Source organism: Streptoverticillium reticulum, assembly GCF_047456005.1.
GTDB classification, from domain to species: domain Bacteria; phylum Actinomycetota; class Actinomycetes; order Streptomycetales; family Streptomycetaceae; genus Streptomyces; species Streptomyces reticulum.
In genome coordinates this window covers 3,811,435-3,827,330 of sequence record NZ_CP179755.1, presented here as the reverse complement: position 1 = coordinate 3,827,330, position 15,896 = coordinate 3,811,435, and the positions used below count along the sequence as shown (strand labels likewise).

Sequence of the window (15,896 nt, the reverse complement as noted above, 5' to 3'; positions counted from 1 at the left end):
GTGCGGGCGGCCGGGGCTTGCGGTGTCTTCCCATGGTGGTGCGTCGTCTCCGAGGACTGCCGGGGGCGGGTCAGAGCATGAACGACTCGGAATGGATGCGCCGTTCGGGCACCCCGTTCCGGGCCAGGGCGGCTTTTACGGCGTCGACCATGCCGGGCGGGCCGCACAGGAACACCGTGCGCTCCGCCAGGTCCGGGACCAGCGAGAGCAGCGCCGCCGGTGCCAGTGGATCGGCCTCGGAGCGCCGGCCGAGCAGGTAGTGGAGCTCGGCACCCCTCCGCTCGGCGATCGCTTCGAGTTCCCGGCGCAGCACCAACTGGCCCTCGTACGATGCCCGGTAGAGGAGCGTGAGTCCCCCCGGGGGCGTGGGCATCGTCTCGAACAGTGCACGCAGGGGGGTGATGCCGATTCCTCCGGCGAGGAGCAGCGCCTTGCCGCCGTCGTGCCGGCGGGCGGTCAGCGCCCCGAACGGTCCCGTGGCGAACACCCGGGTGCCCGGCCGGAGTCGGCGCAGCCGGCGCGTGTGGTCGCCGGCCGCCTTGACGGTGATGCGCAGCCTGTCGCCGTCGGCGGGAGCGGACAGGGACAGCGGCAGGGCGGTGCGCCACAGTCTGCGGTCGGCGAAGCGCCAGCGGCAGAACTGGCCGGGTGCGATGCCCAGTTCCCGCACCCGGCGCCCCGCCATGACGACGGTGACGACGCCGGGGGCCTCGACGAGGACCTCCGTCACCCGCAGCCGGTGCCGCAGTGCCAGGGCGACCGGCACCACCGCCCGGTACCAGACGAGGACCACCGCGACGACCGAGTGCAGGAGCGACCACACCCACAGGTTCACGTCGGAGGCCGAGACGTCCGGTCCGGCGAGCTGGTGGAGGAAGCCCAGTGCGCCGCCCGTGTAGCTGAAGAGGTGGACCAGGCTCCACGTCTCGTGGCTGACCCTGCGGCGCACGGCCCGGGCGGACACGGCGCCCACGAGCAGCAGGAGGAGCGTGCCCACGGAGGCGGCGGCGATCGCCGGGTAGCGCTGCAGGGCGACGGCGGCCTCGACGGGGCCGAGGCCTGCGGCCGCGGCGTGGCCCAGGGCGGCGAACACCGCGTGCGCCACGCACAGCGACAGCACGGGGCGGCCGCCCCGTGCGTGCCAGCGTGCCAGCCGGTCGGCCCCCACACCGTGTTCCACCGCGGGGACCCGGGCCATGAGGAACAGCATGACCAGGATCCCGTAGCCCCCGAGCAGGCCGCACCAGCGGGCCGCCGCGGACCACAGCGCGTCGGCCCGCCACACCGGCTGGACACCGGCCGCCCACAGCCCGGACACGGCGACGGCACCGGCCGCGAGAGCGGTGCCCAGGACCCTGGGGGAGACGGCCGGGTCAGCGGCTGCCATGGGGAATGGAGTCGATGATGTCGATGACGTACGCCCCGCCCTTGTCCTCGGGGTTCTGCGGATCGCCGGGCTCGGCGACGACGAGGCGGCTGCCGACACGGGCGCCGGCCACGAACTTCTTCCAGGAGGCGGGGACGCCCTCTCCGTCGAGGTTGAAGGAACGGGGCGCCCTGGGGCTGTACGAGGTCTGGTCGGGCGTCGGGGAATCCCACGGCTGGTGGGAGAACTGGACGACGACGGCGTCGTGTTCCCCGGTCTTCTTCCCCTTGCCCTCGATGAGGGTGCCGGCAGCCGGCTCCTCCGGGGCGGGCCCGTCGGGGAATTCGAGGGTCGGCACACCGGCGGAGTCGTAGGAGACGGACGGGAGGTGCGGTTCTTCCCGGTCCTCCACCGCTTCCCCTTCGGCCGCCGCGGTGGGGGCGTACGACCCGTGGATGTCGAAGACGACGATGAGGGTGTCGGCGGCGGTGGTGCCCGTGGGCGGCAGCTGGTTGGGGCCGAAGCCCTCGCTCGCCGGGGAGGTGAGCACGACGCGGCTGCCCGCCTTCTTGCCGATCAGCGCCTTGTCCCAGGTGCGGCTCACGTGGGTGCCGTCCAGGATCACGCTGTTGGGGTGGCCGTTCTCCGAGAACGTGGTCAGGTATTCCCGGTTGTCCTTCCAGACGTGTATGTCGATGTCGGCGATGACGATCTCGCCGCTCACGACGGATCTGCCGTTGCCGTCGCTCACCACGTCGATCTGCGGGGACTTGGGGGGAGTGCCCTTCCGTTCCACGGCCGGACGCTCTCCGTACGCGCCGGTGACGGTGACGTCCGCGCGCCCCGTGCCCTGCCCGGCGCAGCCCGCGAGCAGCGAGACGGCGAGCCCGGCGCCGATGAGTCCGCCGATGACACGGTGTTGCATGACACTCTCCGAGTTCGATGGGTGTGCCCCGGTCGCACGGTCGCGCCGGGACAGGGATGTGCCCGGGGCCCGGGCGACGCTGCCCGGGCCCCGAGCACACGGTGCGCGGACCTACTGGGCCGCGCCGGTGGTGACGGTGCCCCGGGCGGCTGCCTGGCGCTTGCGCTTGAGCGCGACGGCGCCGCCGGCCAGCCCGGCGGCCGCAGCAGCCGCTGCCGCGGTTGTGCTGATCAGCGGGACCGGAAGGTCGCCGGGCTTCTCGCCGGCGATCACGGCGCCGTGGCAGCAGGAGATCTCCCCGGCGATGCCGCCCAGCGCCGACGCCCGGAAGGCGTTGAAGTACCCGTGCTCGGACGGCTTGTTGTCCGTGGTGGGCTTGCCGTTCTTGTCGGTGTAGATCGTCTCGGCGTAGACGCCCTCGACGACGTTCGGGATGCCGACCTTGACCGTGGAGCCGACGGAGAGCTCGTTCTTCGTCTCCCACTCGCCCGCCGAGTTCTTCTGCTGGAACTTCGCGCCGAGGATGTGGTGGCTGGTCTCCAGGTCCTTGCCGGGCTGGGCCTTCAGGCTGTAGTCCAGCCCGCTCGCCACGAACCGGACGTTCGCCAGGCCTGCCGGGACGGTGAGGTCGAGCTTGCCGACGGTCCCCTCGTACGAGGCGGTGCCCTTGGTGTCGTCGTGCTTCAGCGTGAAGCTGGGGGAGCTGGCCTCGACGACACCGAGGATGCTGACGTCCAGGTCGGGCTTGTACGAGTCGTTCGGGTACTTGCCCGGGATGGTCGGCGAGTGCGCGGCACCGTAGGTGATGCCGGTCTCGAAGAGGGGGGCCTTGACCGCCACGAGGTGGCCGTACGCCTGCGGCAGGTTGCCGCCGCGGTCCTGGACGTAGCCCCAGCCCGACTGGTAGTCGAACGTGGGCCAGTCGAAGGCCTGGGCGGTGCCGGCCGAGAGCAGTCCGATGATTCCGGCCGCTCCCGTCAGCGCGAGCGAGCGTCGGACGAGGTGGTTCCGCTTCGACATGGGATCTCCAGCAAGAGGGCGTTGACGATGCTTCTTCGGGAAGGGGAAAGCTGTGCTCAGCGGCCGGACCGGGAGCGGCGGTTGCCCAGGCGGGCGAAGGCGGCGCCGGCGAGGAGGACCACGGAGACCGCGGCGGCCAGCACGGTGGGCTCGGCGAGCGGCGCGTCGATGGTGTCGCCGCCGCCGGAGCCGCCGGAGCCTTCGCCCGGGGCGGCCGAGGGGGTGCCCGACGGCGTTGCCGAGGGAGTGGCCGAGGGCGTGCCGTCAGGGGTGTCCTGCCCCGGGCGGAAGGAGGGGGAGGCGGGCCCGTCGGAGCGCACCGCTTCCCTGACCCAGGCGATCGCCTCGGCCGAGTTGGGCAGGTAGTCGTGCGACGGCGGGTTCTTCCCGCCGAGCGTCACGTTGGTGAGCTGCGAGGCCGGCCCCTGGAGGTGCGCGCTGGTGTAGGGCGTCACCGTCTCGTCGGCCTCCGTGGCGATCATCGTGTACGCCACTCCGGGCCGGAGGTCCCCGCCGCTGTTCAGTTTCTTGAGGAAGTCCGAGTCCGGCAGCATCTGCTTGACCGCCGGATAGACCAGCGCCCCGACCTTTGCGGCGAAGTACTCGGTGCCCCTGTTCGGAGTGCCGAGCCCGATCAAGGCGTTGGCGGAATCCGTACCGCCGAGGTCCTTGAGGTAGTAGCGGGAGACGAGTCCGCCCTGGCTGTGCGACACCAGCTTCACCTTGGACGCACCGCTGGACTCCTTGACCCCGTCCACGAACGTCTTCAGCTGCGCGGCCGACTTCTCGATCTCGGTGACGCCGGGCGTGTCCAGCAGTCCGACCCCGTACTGCAGCGCGTAGACGCAGTGCCCGTCCTTCTTCAGCGGCTCGGCCATGCGGCCCCAGCGGTCGAGGGGGTCCTCGTCGCTGTAGCTGGTGAGACCGAAGGTGCCGTGCACCATCACGACGGGTTCCTTGCCCGCTTCGGCGCGGCAGGACCAGTCGTTGATGTCCTTGGTGACATCGGGCAGTTGGAGTTTCCTGGCCTCGGCGACAGCCGGGCTGTCCGCCGCCGAGGCCATGGGTGCGGCGACGCCCTGAACGGCCAGGCCGAGGAGGACGGCGGTGATTCCGCCGCTGACGAAGCGCATGGTGAATCCGTGCTTTCTCTGGGATCCGAGGAGGGGGGCGAGTGTTCAGAGAGCGGGTGCGGCATCCGGGCCGGCGGCCGGGCTGTCCACGGGACGGGCAGCGGGCGGATTTCCGGGATCGGCCGGAGCGGTCGGCTCACCGGGCTTTTCCGGCAGCGCGGCCACCTTCGTGGTGAGCGCTCGGTGCGTGTGGGGGCCGTAGACCCCGGGTGCGTCACCGCTCACGCCTTCCTGCTCCTGGAAAGTGCGTACGGCCGCCGCCGTCGTGTCGCAGTACTCCTCGGACGGTTCGATGGAGAGCAGGCTCAACGCCCGCAGATTGGTGTGGAGTTCCCGGACCTGCGGACCGATATCGCCCTTGGCGAGCGTGACGTGGTCCGCGGGGACCTCCGGCGGGACGGCCGGGGCGGGCGGAGCCGGCGGGGCCACCGGGGCGGGCGGTTCCGGCAGGGACGGGGACGGGGGTGCCGGAGGGGCCGGAGGGGCGGGAGGCTCCGGGTCCTGCACGGGCGCCGACGGGGGTGCGTCGCCGGCCGGCCGGACCACGGCCACGGGCGCGCTGCGGCCGTTCCTGGATGCACTGGACGCACTGGACGCGGTTCCGCCTGCCTGCTCCGCGCTGCCGGCCGCGCCGCCTGCGGGCTGCACCCTGCCCTCCGACTGCTCCCGGGTGCTCCCCGCCGGGCCCCGGTCCCCGCCCGTGTCGGCGTCGGCCGCCGTCATCAAGTCCGGCTGGGACAGCGCCGGTTCCGTCCGCCGGCCGTCGGCCTTGTTCCCGGGGCCGGACAGCAGCGTGTGCACGCCGGCGCCGGTCAGTGCGCACACTGCGACGGCGGCGGTCCACCAGCGGCGGGGCTTCCTCCTGAGGACGTTCCTGCGGTGGGCGCCGGACGAGGCGGGCACCACGGTGACCAGGTGGGCCGGTATGCCGGGGAGTTCGGACATGGAAACCTCTGTCGGCGGATCGCGGATGGGGACTTCACACATAAGAAGCCGATGAGCCCGGGAAATATGACGGGCGGCGCAGAAGCGAATTCAATTGCCTGCGAAGGATGACCGCCCGTTGACGAAAGGTTGCAATCGGCGCGAAACCGCCGCCTTAGGCTGCCGAGTGCGAGTGCGAGTGCGAGTGCGAGTGCGAGTGCGAGTGCGAGTGCGAGTGCGAGTGCGAGTGCGAGTGCGAGTGCGAGTGCGAGGGCAACGGACATCGGAAATGGAGGCCGCACATGGTTGCCGAACGGCCGGAAAGGACTTCCGCCGATACGGGCGGCAGGAATGAACTCGGGGTTCTGCTGCGCGGATTCGCCGGGAGGCCGCCGTGTGCGGAACGGCCGGAGCTCTGGTATGCCGAGGATGCGACATCACGTGCGCGGGCCATCGCGCAGTGCAGCCGGTGCCGGATCTGGGAACCCTGTCGTGAGGCGGGCCGCGCGGGACGCGAGTACGGGATCTGGGGAGGGGAGACCGAGGCCGGACGTGCCGCGGCCGGCCACCCGCCCGCCATCCGGAACCGGTCCGGCCCGCACCGGGTCACGGGGACCCGGCCCGGGCGGACGGGCGCGCAGCAGCTGCCGGGTACGCCCGGTCAGGCCGCGTAGGAGGGCAGGTACCCCAGTGAACTCTCCCGGTCGAGCTCCGGCGGCTCGATCGGGATGGGGTCCATCCGGGGATCGCCCAGGGCGGTGAGGAGTTCGTCGTAGATCGGTGTCTCGCTGAACGGGGCGGTGGGAGCGTGCTGTTGGACACCGTGGAAATCGGATGCGTGCATGGCCGTGCCTTCGACAGGGTCGGGGTCGGGATCGAGCACACGGTAGGCAGGCGCTTCCGATCGCCGGGACGCCCGGAAGTCGACGCGGATCCCGTTATGTTGATGCGGGGTTGACGGGCCGCACGGCGGCGGTCGTCATCCGCCGTCGACCGTGACCATCGGCGCGTGGTCGTGCCACGTGCAGAAGACGGAGACCGCGTCCTCGCCCCGGCTGAACATGACCCGGATCCACTTGTCCTGTTTCCAGTGCTGCATCTGCCAGCCGGGCGCCGGTGTCGCCGACACCAACTGTGCCGAATCGGCGTGGAGTTCGAGGACGACCCGGCCGCCCGTGACGTCGTAGGCCTCCACCTTCCCCGGCGCGGCGGGCGGCGCGGGAGGTGCGGGCGGGGACGGATCGGTGGCGTCCGGTGCCGTGCCGTCTCCCCGGCCGGGCCGGGGCGTGCTCCCGTTGCCGGGTGCCGTCGCCGCACCGGAGGGCTGCCGGGACGGCGGCCCTCCGGGCAGCGGGGAGCCGGATGCGTCCGTCGCCGTCGGCGCCGGGGTGGTGCCCCGGCCGCCGGGGAGTCCGGGGAGGGGGGACGGTGATCCGGCAGCGGCGCGGTCCGAGCTCGTGAGCGGGACCGCCCCCGGTTCGTCGTACGCCGTGCCGGCCATGACCGTCCGCACGCTCCACCAGGAGAGGGCGGCCGCAGCCGTGGTGGCGAGCGACCACGACAGCACGGATATCAGTGTTCTGCGCATCATGTCCACATCACCCCGAACGGTCCCGACTTATGGCTCTGGTGCCGATTGACCCGGTCAGCGTACGGTGCGAGCCATGGCAAGCCTGCTCGTGGTCGAGGACGATCCGTCCGTGCGCTCCGCCCTCATCCGGCACCTCACCGAGGCCTCGCACGCCGTGCGGAGTGTCGGCACGGCGCTGGAGGCGCTGCGCGAGGTGGCCCACCACCGCTTCGACGTCGTCGTCCTCGATCTCGGGCTGCCCGACCTCGACGGGGCGGAGGCGCTGAAGATGCTGCGCGGGATCACCGACGTGCCCGTCATCGTCGCGACCGCCCGGGACGACGAAGCCGGCATCGTGCGGCTCCTCAACGACGGCGCCGACGACTACGTGACCAAGCCCTACTCCGTGGAGCACCTCTCGGCCCGGATGGCCGCCGTGATGCGCCGGAGCCGGGCGGCGGCCGGCACCGGGCAGACCGTGCCCCACCTCCGCGTCGGCGGTCTCACCGTCGACCCCCTGCGCCGCCAGGTGGAGCTCGACGGCGCTCCGGTGGAGCTGACCCGGCGCGAGTTCGATCTGCTGGCCTTCCTCGCCGGGCGTCCCGGTGTCGTGGTGGGGCGCAAGGAGCTGCTGACCGAGGTGTGGCAGCAGCCCTACGGCGACGACCAGACGGTGGACGTGCATCTGTCCTGGCTGAGGCGGAAGCTCGGGGAGACCGCGGCCGCGCCCCGCTATCTGCACACGCTCCGGGGGGTCGGCGTCAAGCTGGAGCCACCTCGGTGAGATGGGCGCTGGTCCGGGTCTGCCTCGCGGTCACGGCCATGGTGGTGATCGCCTTCGCGGTGCCGCTCGGCCTGGTCGTGCAGGAGATGGCCCGGGACCGGGCGTTCACCAACGCCGAACGGCAGGCGGCGGCCATCGGCCCCGCCCTGAGCGTGACCACCGAGCGGAGCGCGCTGGAGAAGGCCCTTGCCGCGACCGGGGCCGGCGCCCGGGGGCGGATCGGGGTGCACGTTCCCGGCGCCGGGGCGCAGGGGGACGACGTCCGGGTCGGGACCCTGCGGTCGGCGCCCCGGGACCAGGAGGCCGCCCGCCGCAACGGGCGGACGACGCGGGCCGGGGTGCCGGGCGGATGGGCGCTGCTCCAGCCGGTGCTGCTCGGATCCGGGGCGGTCGCGGTCGTCGAGGCGTTCGTGCCGGCGGCGGAGGCCACCCGTGGCGTCACCGCGGCGTGGCTCGCGCTTGCGGGCGTCGGAGCCGCCCTCGTCGTCGGATCGGTCGCCGTCGCCGACCGGCTCGGCACCCGGCTGGTCGGTCCGGCCCGGCGGCTCGCGGCAGCGGCGCACGAGCTGGGAGGGGGGCGGCTCGGTACCCGGGTGCCGGAGGAGGGGCCGGTCGAACTGCGCTCCGCCGCCGTCGCGTTCAACGCGATGGCCGGGCAGGTCGTCCGGCTCCTGGAGAACGAACGGGAACTGGCGGCGGACCTGTCGCACCGGCTGAGGACCCCGCTGACCGTGCTGCGGCTCAACGCGGCGTCGCTGGGCGGCGGTCCCGCCGCCGACCAGACGCGGTCGGCGGTGGAGCAGCTGGAACGCGCGGTCGACGCCATCATCCGGACCGCCCGCGAGACCCGGCCGGCGGCCGGGCCGGCCGCAGCCGGTGCGGGCTGCGATGCATCGGAGGTCATCCGGGAGCGGATGGCGTTCTGGTCGGCGCTCGCCGAGGACGAGGGGCGTGCGGCCCGGACGGCAGGCGTGGACCGCCCGGTGCACGTCCCCGTGGCCCGGTCGGAATTGACCGCAGCCCTGGACGCGCTGCTCGGCAACGTCTTCCGGCACACCCCGGAGGGCACGGCCTTCGCGGTCGACGTGCACCGTGCCGACGAGGCGGTGATCGTGCTGGTGTCGGATGCGGGCCACGGCATCGCCGATCCGCAGGCAGCACTGGCCCGGGGCAACAGCGGTGCCCAGGACGGCTCCACCGGTCTCGGCCTCGACATCGCACGGCGGGTGGCCGAGTCGACCGGAGGCGACGTGCACGTCGGCCCTTCCGTGCTCGGCGGCGCGGAGATCCGGGTCCGGCTCTGCCTGCAAGGCGCCGGCGGCGGGCGGGAAACCGGCCGGGGGCACGGACGGAGCATGCGCAGCAGACGGCGGGCACGGAGAAGGCACCTTTGGCGATCGCCGAATTGACATCGGACTTCCTAGCCTTGCGGGCGGCTGGACGTCACGAGGCGATCGAGGAGCTCCCCCATGTCGAAGTCGAAGAAGCCCGCGCTGCACCGGGAGAGGCGTTCCCGGAAGGCAAGGGTGATCGGCGGTTCACTGACCGCCCTGGCCGTCGGGGGCATGGCGCTGCTCGTGCCGGCGACCGCGAACGCGTCGGCGCCGGGCGTCGCGTTCTCCAAGTCCTCGGTGTGGGACACCGGTTACACAGGGGTCTACGAGATGGCCAACGGGACCGGATCCGTGCAGTCCGGCTGGAAGCTGGAGTTCGACCTTCCGGCCGGATCGAGCATCCAGTCGCTGTGGAACGGCAAGTACACCGTCGACGGCCGCCACGTGGTGGTGACCCCGGAGAGCTGGACCGAGAAGATCCAGCCCGGCGGGAAGGTGACCATCGGCTTCAGCGCGGCGCACGGCAGCGGCTCGGGGGCCGATCCCACGGGCTGCCTGATCAACGGCGACAAGTGCTCGGCGGGCACACCGCCGACCACACCCCCGGCCACGCCGCCCACCACTCCCGTCCCGACCCCGGATCCGACCCGACCGACCACGCCGCCCACCACACCTCCGACCACGCCTCCGACCACACCGCCGCCCGGCAACGGCAGTCAGGCGCCCTTCACCCCGTACGTCGACACCTCCCTCTACCCGCCCTTCGACCTCGCCGCCACGGGCAAGGAAGCCGGGGTCAAGGAGTTCAACCTGGCGTTCGTGGTCGCCGCAGACAACTCCTGCACCCCGAAGTGGGGCGGTGTCACCGGCCTCGACAAGGACGCGGTGGCCGCCCAGATCGGCGCGTTCCGCAAGAACGGCGGCGACGTGCGGGCCTCCTTCGGCGGCGCCAACGGCATGGAGCTGGGCCAGGCGTGCACCAGCGCCGGTGCGCTCGCCGACGCCTACCAGAAGGTGATCGACGCCTACGGCCTCACCAAGGTCGACTTCGACATCGAGGGCGGCGCCCTGGCCGACCGCACCTCCAACACCCGCCGTGCGCAGGCCGTCGCCGAGCTGCAGAAGAGAGCGGCGGCCAAGGGCGGGAAGCTCGACGTCAGCTTCACCCTGCCGGTCATGCCGGAGGGCCTGACGAACGACGGCACGGAGCTGCTGAAGAACGCCAGGGCCAACGGCGTCAGCGACCCGACCGTCAACATCATGGCCATGGACTACGGCCCCGCCTACAACGGCAACATGGGCGACTACGCCATCAGCGCGGCCAAGGCGACCCAGTCCACGGTCAGGAGCGTGTTCGGGCTGAACGACGCCCAGGCGTGGAAGAAGCTGGCCGTCACCCCCATGATCGGCCAGAACGACGTCCAGGGCGAGGTCTTCCGTCCCGCCGATGCGAAGAAGCTCGTCGACTTCGCCCGGCAGAACAAGCTCGCCTGGCTGTCCATGTGGTCCGGCACGCGGGACAAGCAGTGCCCGCAGGGCGAGACGCAGTGGGCCGACGCCACGTGCAGCTCGATCCTGCAGAATCCGCTGGAGTTCAGCAAGGAGTTCGCCCGGTACACGGGCTGACGTCAGCCGTCCTCCCCCCGCTCCGCCCGCCACAGCAGCAGTGCCGCCACACACCCGCCCAGCAGCACGGCTGCAGCGCCGACCAGTTGGGCGGTGCGGACGGCCGAGGCGAAGGCGTCGACGACGGCCGCGCGGTCCGCCTCCGTGGGGGCCGCGGCCCGGGCCGCGGGGAGGGAGGCGGCGCCTGCGGCGGCGGCCGGGAGGAGGGCGGTGAAGCGGGAGTTCATGACGGCGCCCAGGACGGCGACGCCCAGGCTGTTGCCGACCTCGGTCATGGTGCCGTCGACGCCCGCGCCCGCGCCGGCCTTGTCCTGGGGGATGGCGCTCATGACCGCCTCGACGATGGCGGGGTTGGCGAGGGCACAGCCCACGCCCATGAGGAGCAGGCCGAGCAGGAGGGCGGGATAGGCGTCCGTCGTCAGGCAGGCGACCACGGCGAAGCCGGCCGCGAGCAGGGCCATGCCCGCGGCGATGGACACCGGCCGGCCCAGGCGCGCCCCCACGCGCGGGGCGATGCCCGTGAAGTTGAGGGCCACGATGGTGAGGGCGAACGGCACCATGCGCAGGCCCGCTTCCAGCGGGGTGTGGCCGCGGACGAACTGCAGCTGCTGGGTGAGCAGATAGAGCACGCCGCTGCTGCCGAAGGTGATGAGGACGACGCCCGAGACCGCTCCGACGAACCTGCGGTTGCGGAAGAAGTGCAGGTCGAGCATGGGGTGGGGGACCCGGCGTTCCCACAGCACGAAGGCGGTGAGGGCGAGTGCTGCTGCCGCGGCCGGCACGAGCACCCCGGCCGAGCCCCAGCCCGATTCGGGCACCTGGATGATCGCGTAGACGAGCGCGGTCATGCCGGCGGCGGAGAGGAGGGCGCCGGGCAGGTCGGGCGGGCCGCCGCCCGGGTTCTTCGACTCCGGGACGAGGATCTTGACGGCGATCAGGCCGACGACCACGACCGGCAGGTTGAGCAGGAAGAGCGAGCCCCACCAGAAGCGGTCCAGCATCAGGCCGCCGATCGGCGGCCCGGCGGCGAAGCCGAGGGCACTCACCGCGCTCCAGATGCCGATGGCCCGGGGGCGCTCGTCCGCGTCGAAGACCTGCATGACGACGGCCAGCGTGGTCGTCAGCAGCAGGGCCCCGCCGACGCCCATGCCGCCGCGGGCGGCGATCAACTGGGCGGTGGAGTCCGCGAGTCCGGCCGCCAGCGAACCGGCGCCGAAGAGCGCGAGCCCCGCCATCAGCAGCCGTTTGCGCCCGTAGCGGTCGGCTGCGCTGCCCGCGGCCAGCAGCAGGCCGGCCTGGACGAGCGAGTAGGCGTTGATGACCCACTGGATGTCGGCGTTGGCCGCGCCCAGCTCCCGGGAGAGGGAGGGGATCGCCACGTTCAGGACGGTGTTGTCGAGCATCACGACGAGCTGCGCGAGGCAGATCACCGCGAGCACCAGCCACCGGGCCGGGAGCCGGTGTGCGGCTCCCGGCCCGGTGGCGGTGCCGGCCGTGGTTGCGGTCACGGGGCGAAGGGGGCGATCGGGTTGCGGAGGGTGCCGACGAACTGGAGTGCCGCCGACGGGTCCGACAGGTCGACCATCTGCTGGTTGTTGCGCAGCTGGAGCCGGTTGAGGCAGGACAGCGCGAACTCCTCGGTGAAGATGTCGAACCGCTCGAACTTCTCCGCGAGCTGCGGCACGGACTCCCGGTAGGCGGTGACGCACTCGGCGACCGTCCGCCAGAAGGCCTCCTCGCCGAGGACGTCCGCCTCCGCCAGGCCTGCGCTCAGGAAGCGGAAGAAGCAGTCGAAGACATCGGTGAAGATCGAGAGGAGCCGCTCCTCCTCGGGGATGGCGGCCCGGACCCGCTGGACCTGCTCGGGCAGCTCCGCCTCCGGGTCCATGACGACGATCTCCTCGGCGATGTCCTTGAAGATCACCCGCTCGACCGTGCCGCTGTCGTCGAGCACCATGATGACGTTCTCGCCGTGCGGCATGAAGGCCAGGTCGTAGGCGTAGAAGCTGTGCAGCAGCGGGACCAGGTAGGCGTCCAGGTAGCGGCGCAGCCACACCTCGGGGGCCAGGCCCGACTGTTCGATCAGCGCGGCCGCGAAGGAGCGGCCCTCGGCGTCGGTGTGCAGCAGCGAGGCCATGGTGGCCGGGCGCCGGCCGGGCTCCAGGTCCCGGACGGGGCTCTCGCGCCACAGGGCGGCGAGCATCTTGCGGTACGGGGAGTACCGGTCGGTGGCGGCCTCGTACTGGCGGTGGCGGTAGCCGATCGCGGCGCGCTCACGGATGATCGTCAGGCCGGTCCGGGCGAACACCTCGTCGGACGCGATCAGTTCCGCCAGCCAGTCGTTGATGGCCGGGGTCGCTTCCATGTAGGCGGCGGACAGGCCCCGCATGAAGCCCATGTTGAGGACGGAGAGCGCCGTCTTCACGTAGTGCTTCTGCGGCGCGCTGGTGTTGAAGAAGGTGCGGATCGACTGCTGGGCGAGGTACTCGTCGTCGCCCGGGCCGAGCAGGACGAGGCGCTGCGTGGCGACCTCGGAGGCGAAGGTCACCGACAGCTTGTTCCACCACTGCCAGGGGTGGACGGGCAGCAGCAGGTAGGCGTCCGGGTCGAGGCCGAGCCCGGTGAGGGTCCGCGCGAAACGGGAGAGGGTCTCCTCGCCGAGCTCCTCGCGCATCAGCCGGCCGTAGTCGATGTCCGCGGCCGAGGTGAACGTGGTGTGGTCGCGGTGCGCGGCCAGCCAGACGAGATGGACCGGGCTCGCGGCCTCGGGGGCGTACGCGTGGAACTCGTGCACGCCGAAGCCCAGCCGCCCGTTGTTGGCGACGAAGCACGGGTGGCCCTCGGTCATGTTCGTCTCGACCGTCTGGAAGTCGGCCTTGGCCAGCTCCGCCGCCGTGATCTGCGGCTTGGCGGCCTTGTAGGCCGAGCCCGACAGGGTCGAGCTGATCTCCTCCAGGTAGACCGGGAGGATCTGGTCGCTCAGGCCGAGCGTGCCGCGCATCTCGATGCAGAAGTCGACGGCGTCGAGGGGCAGTTCGGTCTCCCCGCCGGAGGCGTCCCCGCGGTGGCGGGTGATGCTGTCGGCGTCGATCTGCCAGTGGTCGAGCGTCAGCAGACGGGCGGTGAAGCGGTACTCCACACCGCCGTCGTCGCTGCGGAGCGCGTACCGGCCGTCGTCGAGCCGCTCCGGGGCGAACAGCCGCTCGTGGGCGAACTCGGCGAGCGCCTTGCGGACCAGCTGGCGGTTGGCGCGGTCCCAGTGGGCGGGGGTCAGATGGGCGATGGCGTCGTGCGGGTTCACTGCGCGGCTCCTCGGGTCACTGCGGCCTCGAACTGCTCCCGGGTGCAGAAGCTCAGCAGTGCGTCCTTCTCGGGCTTGGCGATGGTGGCGGCGGGCTCGAAGCCGACGGCCAGGTTGAGCCCGTGCACGGCCGTGTTGCGGACGTCGGGCTCGACGACCACGCGCCGGTGGGCGGGGTCGGCGAAGAGCCACGCCATCACCGTGGTGATCACGGCGCGGGTGAAGCCGTGCACCGGGGTGTCGGTCGGCGCGCACAGGAAGTGCATGCCGACGTCGCCCTCCTGCGGCTCGTACATGCCGACGAGCTCGGCGCGGGCGGGGTCGTAGCGCTCGACGAGGAAGCAGGGGGTGCCGTCGACGAGGCCGACGAAGGCGTCGTGGTGGGGGTTGTCGGCGATCTTGCGGTACTCGTGGGCGACCGTGGCCACGTCCGCGTCCTGCATCATCCAGTACGCGGCCTTGGGGTGCGTCACCCAGGGGTGCAGCAGGGCGGCGTCGGCCTCGGGGTCGAGGGGGCGCAGGGTGAAGGTGCCGATGCGGTCGTCGGTGCGGGAGAACTCCGGGAATGCAGTGAGCGCGGTCATGCCAGGTCCCCCTGCGGTGCGCCGAACTCCTGGAAGGCGATGGACTTCTCGACCGGGTAGACGTCGCGGCCGAGCAGCTCGCGGAGGATCCAGGAGTTGCGGTAGGGGCCCATGCCCAGGTCGGGGGAGGTGACGCTGTGGGCGTGGGTGGCGGCGTTCTGCAGGAAGATGCCGCGGCCGGTGGTGTCGATGCTGTAGTTGCGGGCGACGTCGAAGCGGCCGTGGCGGTCCCAGCGGATGCGGTCGTGGACCGGCTCCAGGAAGGCGGGGACGCGGTAGCGGTAGCCGGTGGCCAGGACCAGGCCCTGGGTGGCGAGGGTGAAGTCCCGCTCCTGCTCGGCGTGGTGGAGGCCGAGCGTGTAGGTGCCGCTCTCCGCGTCGTACGAGGCGGTGTCGAGGGCGGTGTTGGTGAGCAGCCGGGTGGGGACCGGGCCGCGCAGGCTCTTCTGGTAGAGCAGGTCGTAGATGTTGTTGATGAGGTCCGCGTCGATGCCCTTGAACAGGCCCTTCTGCTCGGCCTCCAGGCGGTAGCGGGTGTCCTCCGGGAGGGCGTGGAAGTAGTCCACGTACTCGGGGGAGGTCATCTCCAGGGTGAGCTTGGTGTACTCGAGCGGGAAGAACCGCGGGGAGCGGGTGACCCAGTTGAGCCGGTAGCCGTGGGCGTCGGTGTCCGCCAGCAGGTCGTAGTAGATCTCGGCGGCGCTCTGGCCGCTGCCGACGACGGTGATGCTGTCCTTCGTCTGCAGGTTCGCCTTGGCGTCCAGGTAGCCGGAGTTGTGGATCAGGTCGCCGCCCAGGCCCTCGCAGGCCTCGGGGACGAACGGCGGGGTGCCGGTGCCCAGGACGAGGTGCCTGGCCTGGTGGCGAACCGTTTCTCCGGTGCCGGCCACGGTCGAGTGGACCGTGTAGAGGCCCTCGGACTCGTCGTACTCGACGGAGGTCACCTCGTGGCCGAAGCGCACATTGTCGAGCTTGGCCGCGGCCCAGCGGCAGTAGTCGTTGTACTCGCTGCGGACCGGGTAGAAGATCTCGCGGATGTAGAAGGAGTACAGCCGGCCCGATTCCTTCAGGTAGTTGAGGAAGGAGTACGGGGAGGTGGGGTCGGCCAGCGTGACGAGGTCGGCCATGAAGGGCGTCTGCAGCGTGGCGAAGTCCAGCAGCATCCCCGGGTGCCAGTCGAACTCCGGCTTGCTCTCCAGGAAGAGGCCGTCGAGTTCGTCGAGGGGTTCGGTCAGACAGGCCAGACCCAGGTTGTAGGGGCCGAGTCCGATCGCGATGAAGTCATGGGTGGACATGCGTGGTCTCTCGTACTGGGGGAGCGGAGGAGGG

15 protein-coding genes are annotated in these 15,896 nt (G+C 71.9%); 4 read left to right on the top strand and 11 right to left on the bottom strand.

Annotated features, from left to right (window positions below; translation table 11 throughout):
- Window positions 1-70: 70 nt before the first annotated feature.
- From ACMATS_RS17315 to ACMATS_RS17295, 5 genes are all read right to left on the bottom strand, one after another.
- Window positions 71-1,387, bottom strand: a complete 1,317-nt coding sequence (locus tag ACMATS_RS17315; protein ID WP_390776916.1) for a ferric reductase-like transmembrane domain-containing protein — start codon at window positions 1,385-1,387, stop codon at window positions 71-73.
- Entirely contained in the window at window positions 1,374-2,291 is a 918-nt protein-coding gene (locus tag ACMATS_RS17310; RefSeq protein ID WP_391152712.1) for an FKBP-type peptidyl-prolyl cis-trans isomerase, read from the bottom strand. The genes ACMATS_RS17315 and ACMATS_RS17310 overlap by 14 nt, the downstream gene beginning before the upstream one ends.
- A gap of 111 nt (window positions 2,292-2,402) precedes the next feature.
- Window positions 2,403-3,311, bottom strand: a complete 909-nt coding sequence (locus tag ACMATS_RS17305; protein ID WP_390776914.1) for a hypothetical protein — start codon at window positions 3,309-3,311, stop codon at window positions 2,403-2,405.
- A 56-nt stretch (window positions 3,312-3,367) separates the two neighbouring features.
- The gene (locus ACMATS_RS17300) at window positions 3,368-4,444 is read right to left on the bottom strand and encodes an alpha/beta fold hydrolase (RefSeq protein ID WP_414168368.1); all 1,077 of its coding nucleotides are present in this window, start codon (window positions 4,442-4,444) and stop codon (window positions 3,368-3,370) included.
- Between the two features lie 45 nt (window positions 4,445-4,489).
- Window positions 4,490-5,389 carry a peptidoglycan-binding domain-containing protein gene (locus ACMATS_RS17295; protein WP_414168367.1) on the bottom strand — a complete coding sequence of 300 codons (900 nt, stop codon included), beginning with the start codon at window positions 5,387-5,389 and terminating at the stop codon, window positions 4,490-4,492.
- A gap of 281 nt (window positions 5,390-5,670) precedes the next feature.
- On the opposite strand from ACMATS_RS17295, the gene ACMATS_RS17290 reads away from it, so the two are divergent.
- Window positions 5,671-6,042, top strand: a complete 372-nt coding sequence (locus ACMATS_RS17290; RefSeq protein ID WP_414168366.1) for a WhiB family transcriptional regulator — start codon at window positions 5,671-5,673, stop codon at window positions 6,040-6,042.
- Here the strand turns inward: ACMATS_RS17290 and ACMATS_RS17285 are convergent.
- The gene (locus ACMATS_RS17285) at window positions 6,030-6,212 is read right to left on the bottom strand and encodes a hypothetical protein (protein ID WP_414168365.1); all 183 of its coding nucleotides are present in this window, start codon (window positions 6,210-6,212) and stop codon (window positions 6,030-6,032) included. The genes ACMATS_RS17290 and ACMATS_RS17285 overlap by 13 nt on opposite strands.
- A 135-nt stretch (window positions 6,213-6,347) precedes the next feature.
- Window positions 6,348-6,959 (bottom strand): hypothetical protein, encoded by a 612-nt coding sequence (locus tag ACMATS_RS17280; RefSeq protein WP_414168364.1) that lies wholly within the window; start codon window positions 6,957-6,959, stop codon window positions 6,348-6,350.
- Window positions 6,960-7,032: 73 nt separating this feature from the next.
- On the opposite strand from ACMATS_RS17280, the gene ACMATS_RS17275 reads away from it, so the two are divergent.
- Genes ACMATS_RS17275 through ACMATS_RS17265 form a run of 3 tightly spaced genes read left to right on the top strand, consistent with a single transcriptional unit; the run spans window position 7,033 to window position 10,682 of the window.
- Window positions 7,033-7,722, top strand: a complete 690-nt coding sequence (locus ACMATS_RS17275) for a response regulator transcription factor (protein ID WP_390776908.1) — start codon at window positions 7,033-7,035, stop codon at window positions 7,720-7,722.
- Window positions 7,719-9,131, top strand: a complete 1,413-nt coding sequence (locus ACMATS_RS17270) for a sensor histidine kinase (RefSeq protein WP_414168363.1) — start codon at window positions 7,719-7,721, stop codon at window positions 9,129-9,131. The genes ACMATS_RS17275 and ACMATS_RS17270 overlap by 4 nt, the downstream gene beginning before the upstream one ends.
- Before the next feature lie 60 nt (window positions 9,132-9,191).
- Window positions 9,192-10,682, top strand: coding sequence for a cellulose binding domain-containing protein (locus tag ACMATS_RS17265; RefSeq protein WP_414168362.1), 1,491 nt, complete (start codon window positions 9,192-9,194; stop codon window positions 10,680-10,682).
- Window positions 10,683-10,684: 2 nt separating this feature from the next.
- Here the strand turns inward: ACMATS_RS17265 and ACMATS_RS17260 are convergent, their stop codons facing one another.
- Genes ACMATS_RS17260 through ACMATS_RS17245 form a run of 4 tightly spaced genes read right to left on the bottom strand, consistent with a single transcriptional unit; the run spans window position 10,685 to window position 15,862 of the window.
- Window positions 10,685-12,190, bottom strand: a complete 1,506-nt coding sequence (locus tag ACMATS_RS17260; RefSeq protein ID WP_414168361.1) for an MFS transporter — start codon at window positions 12,188-12,190, stop codon at window positions 10,685-10,687.
- Window positions 12,187-13,983, bottom strand: coding sequence for an IucA/IucC family protein (locus ACMATS_RS17255; protein WP_414168360.1), 1,797 nt, complete (start codon window positions 13,981-13,983; stop codon window positions 12,187-12,189). Before ACMATS_RS17255 ends, ACMATS_RS17260 begins: the two co-directional genes overlap by 4 nt.
- Window positions 13,980-14,567 (bottom strand): GNAT family N-acetyltransferase, encoded by a 588-nt coding sequence (locus ACMATS_RS17250; RefSeq protein WP_390776903.1) that lies wholly within the window; start codon window positions 14,565-14,567, stop codon window positions 13,980-13,982. The genes ACMATS_RS17255 and ACMATS_RS17250 overlap by 4 nt, the downstream gene beginning before the upstream one ends.
- Window positions 14,564-15,862 (bottom strand): lysine N(6)-hydroxylase/L-ornithine N(5)-oxygenase family protein, encoded by a 1,299-nt coding sequence (locus ACMATS_RS17245; RefSeq protein WP_391152728.1) that lies wholly within the window; start codon window positions 15,860-15,862, stop codon window positions 14,564-14,566. Before ACMATS_RS17245 ends, ACMATS_RS17250 begins: the two co-directional genes overlap by 4 nt.
- Window positions 15,863-15,896: the final 34 nt, after the last annotated feature.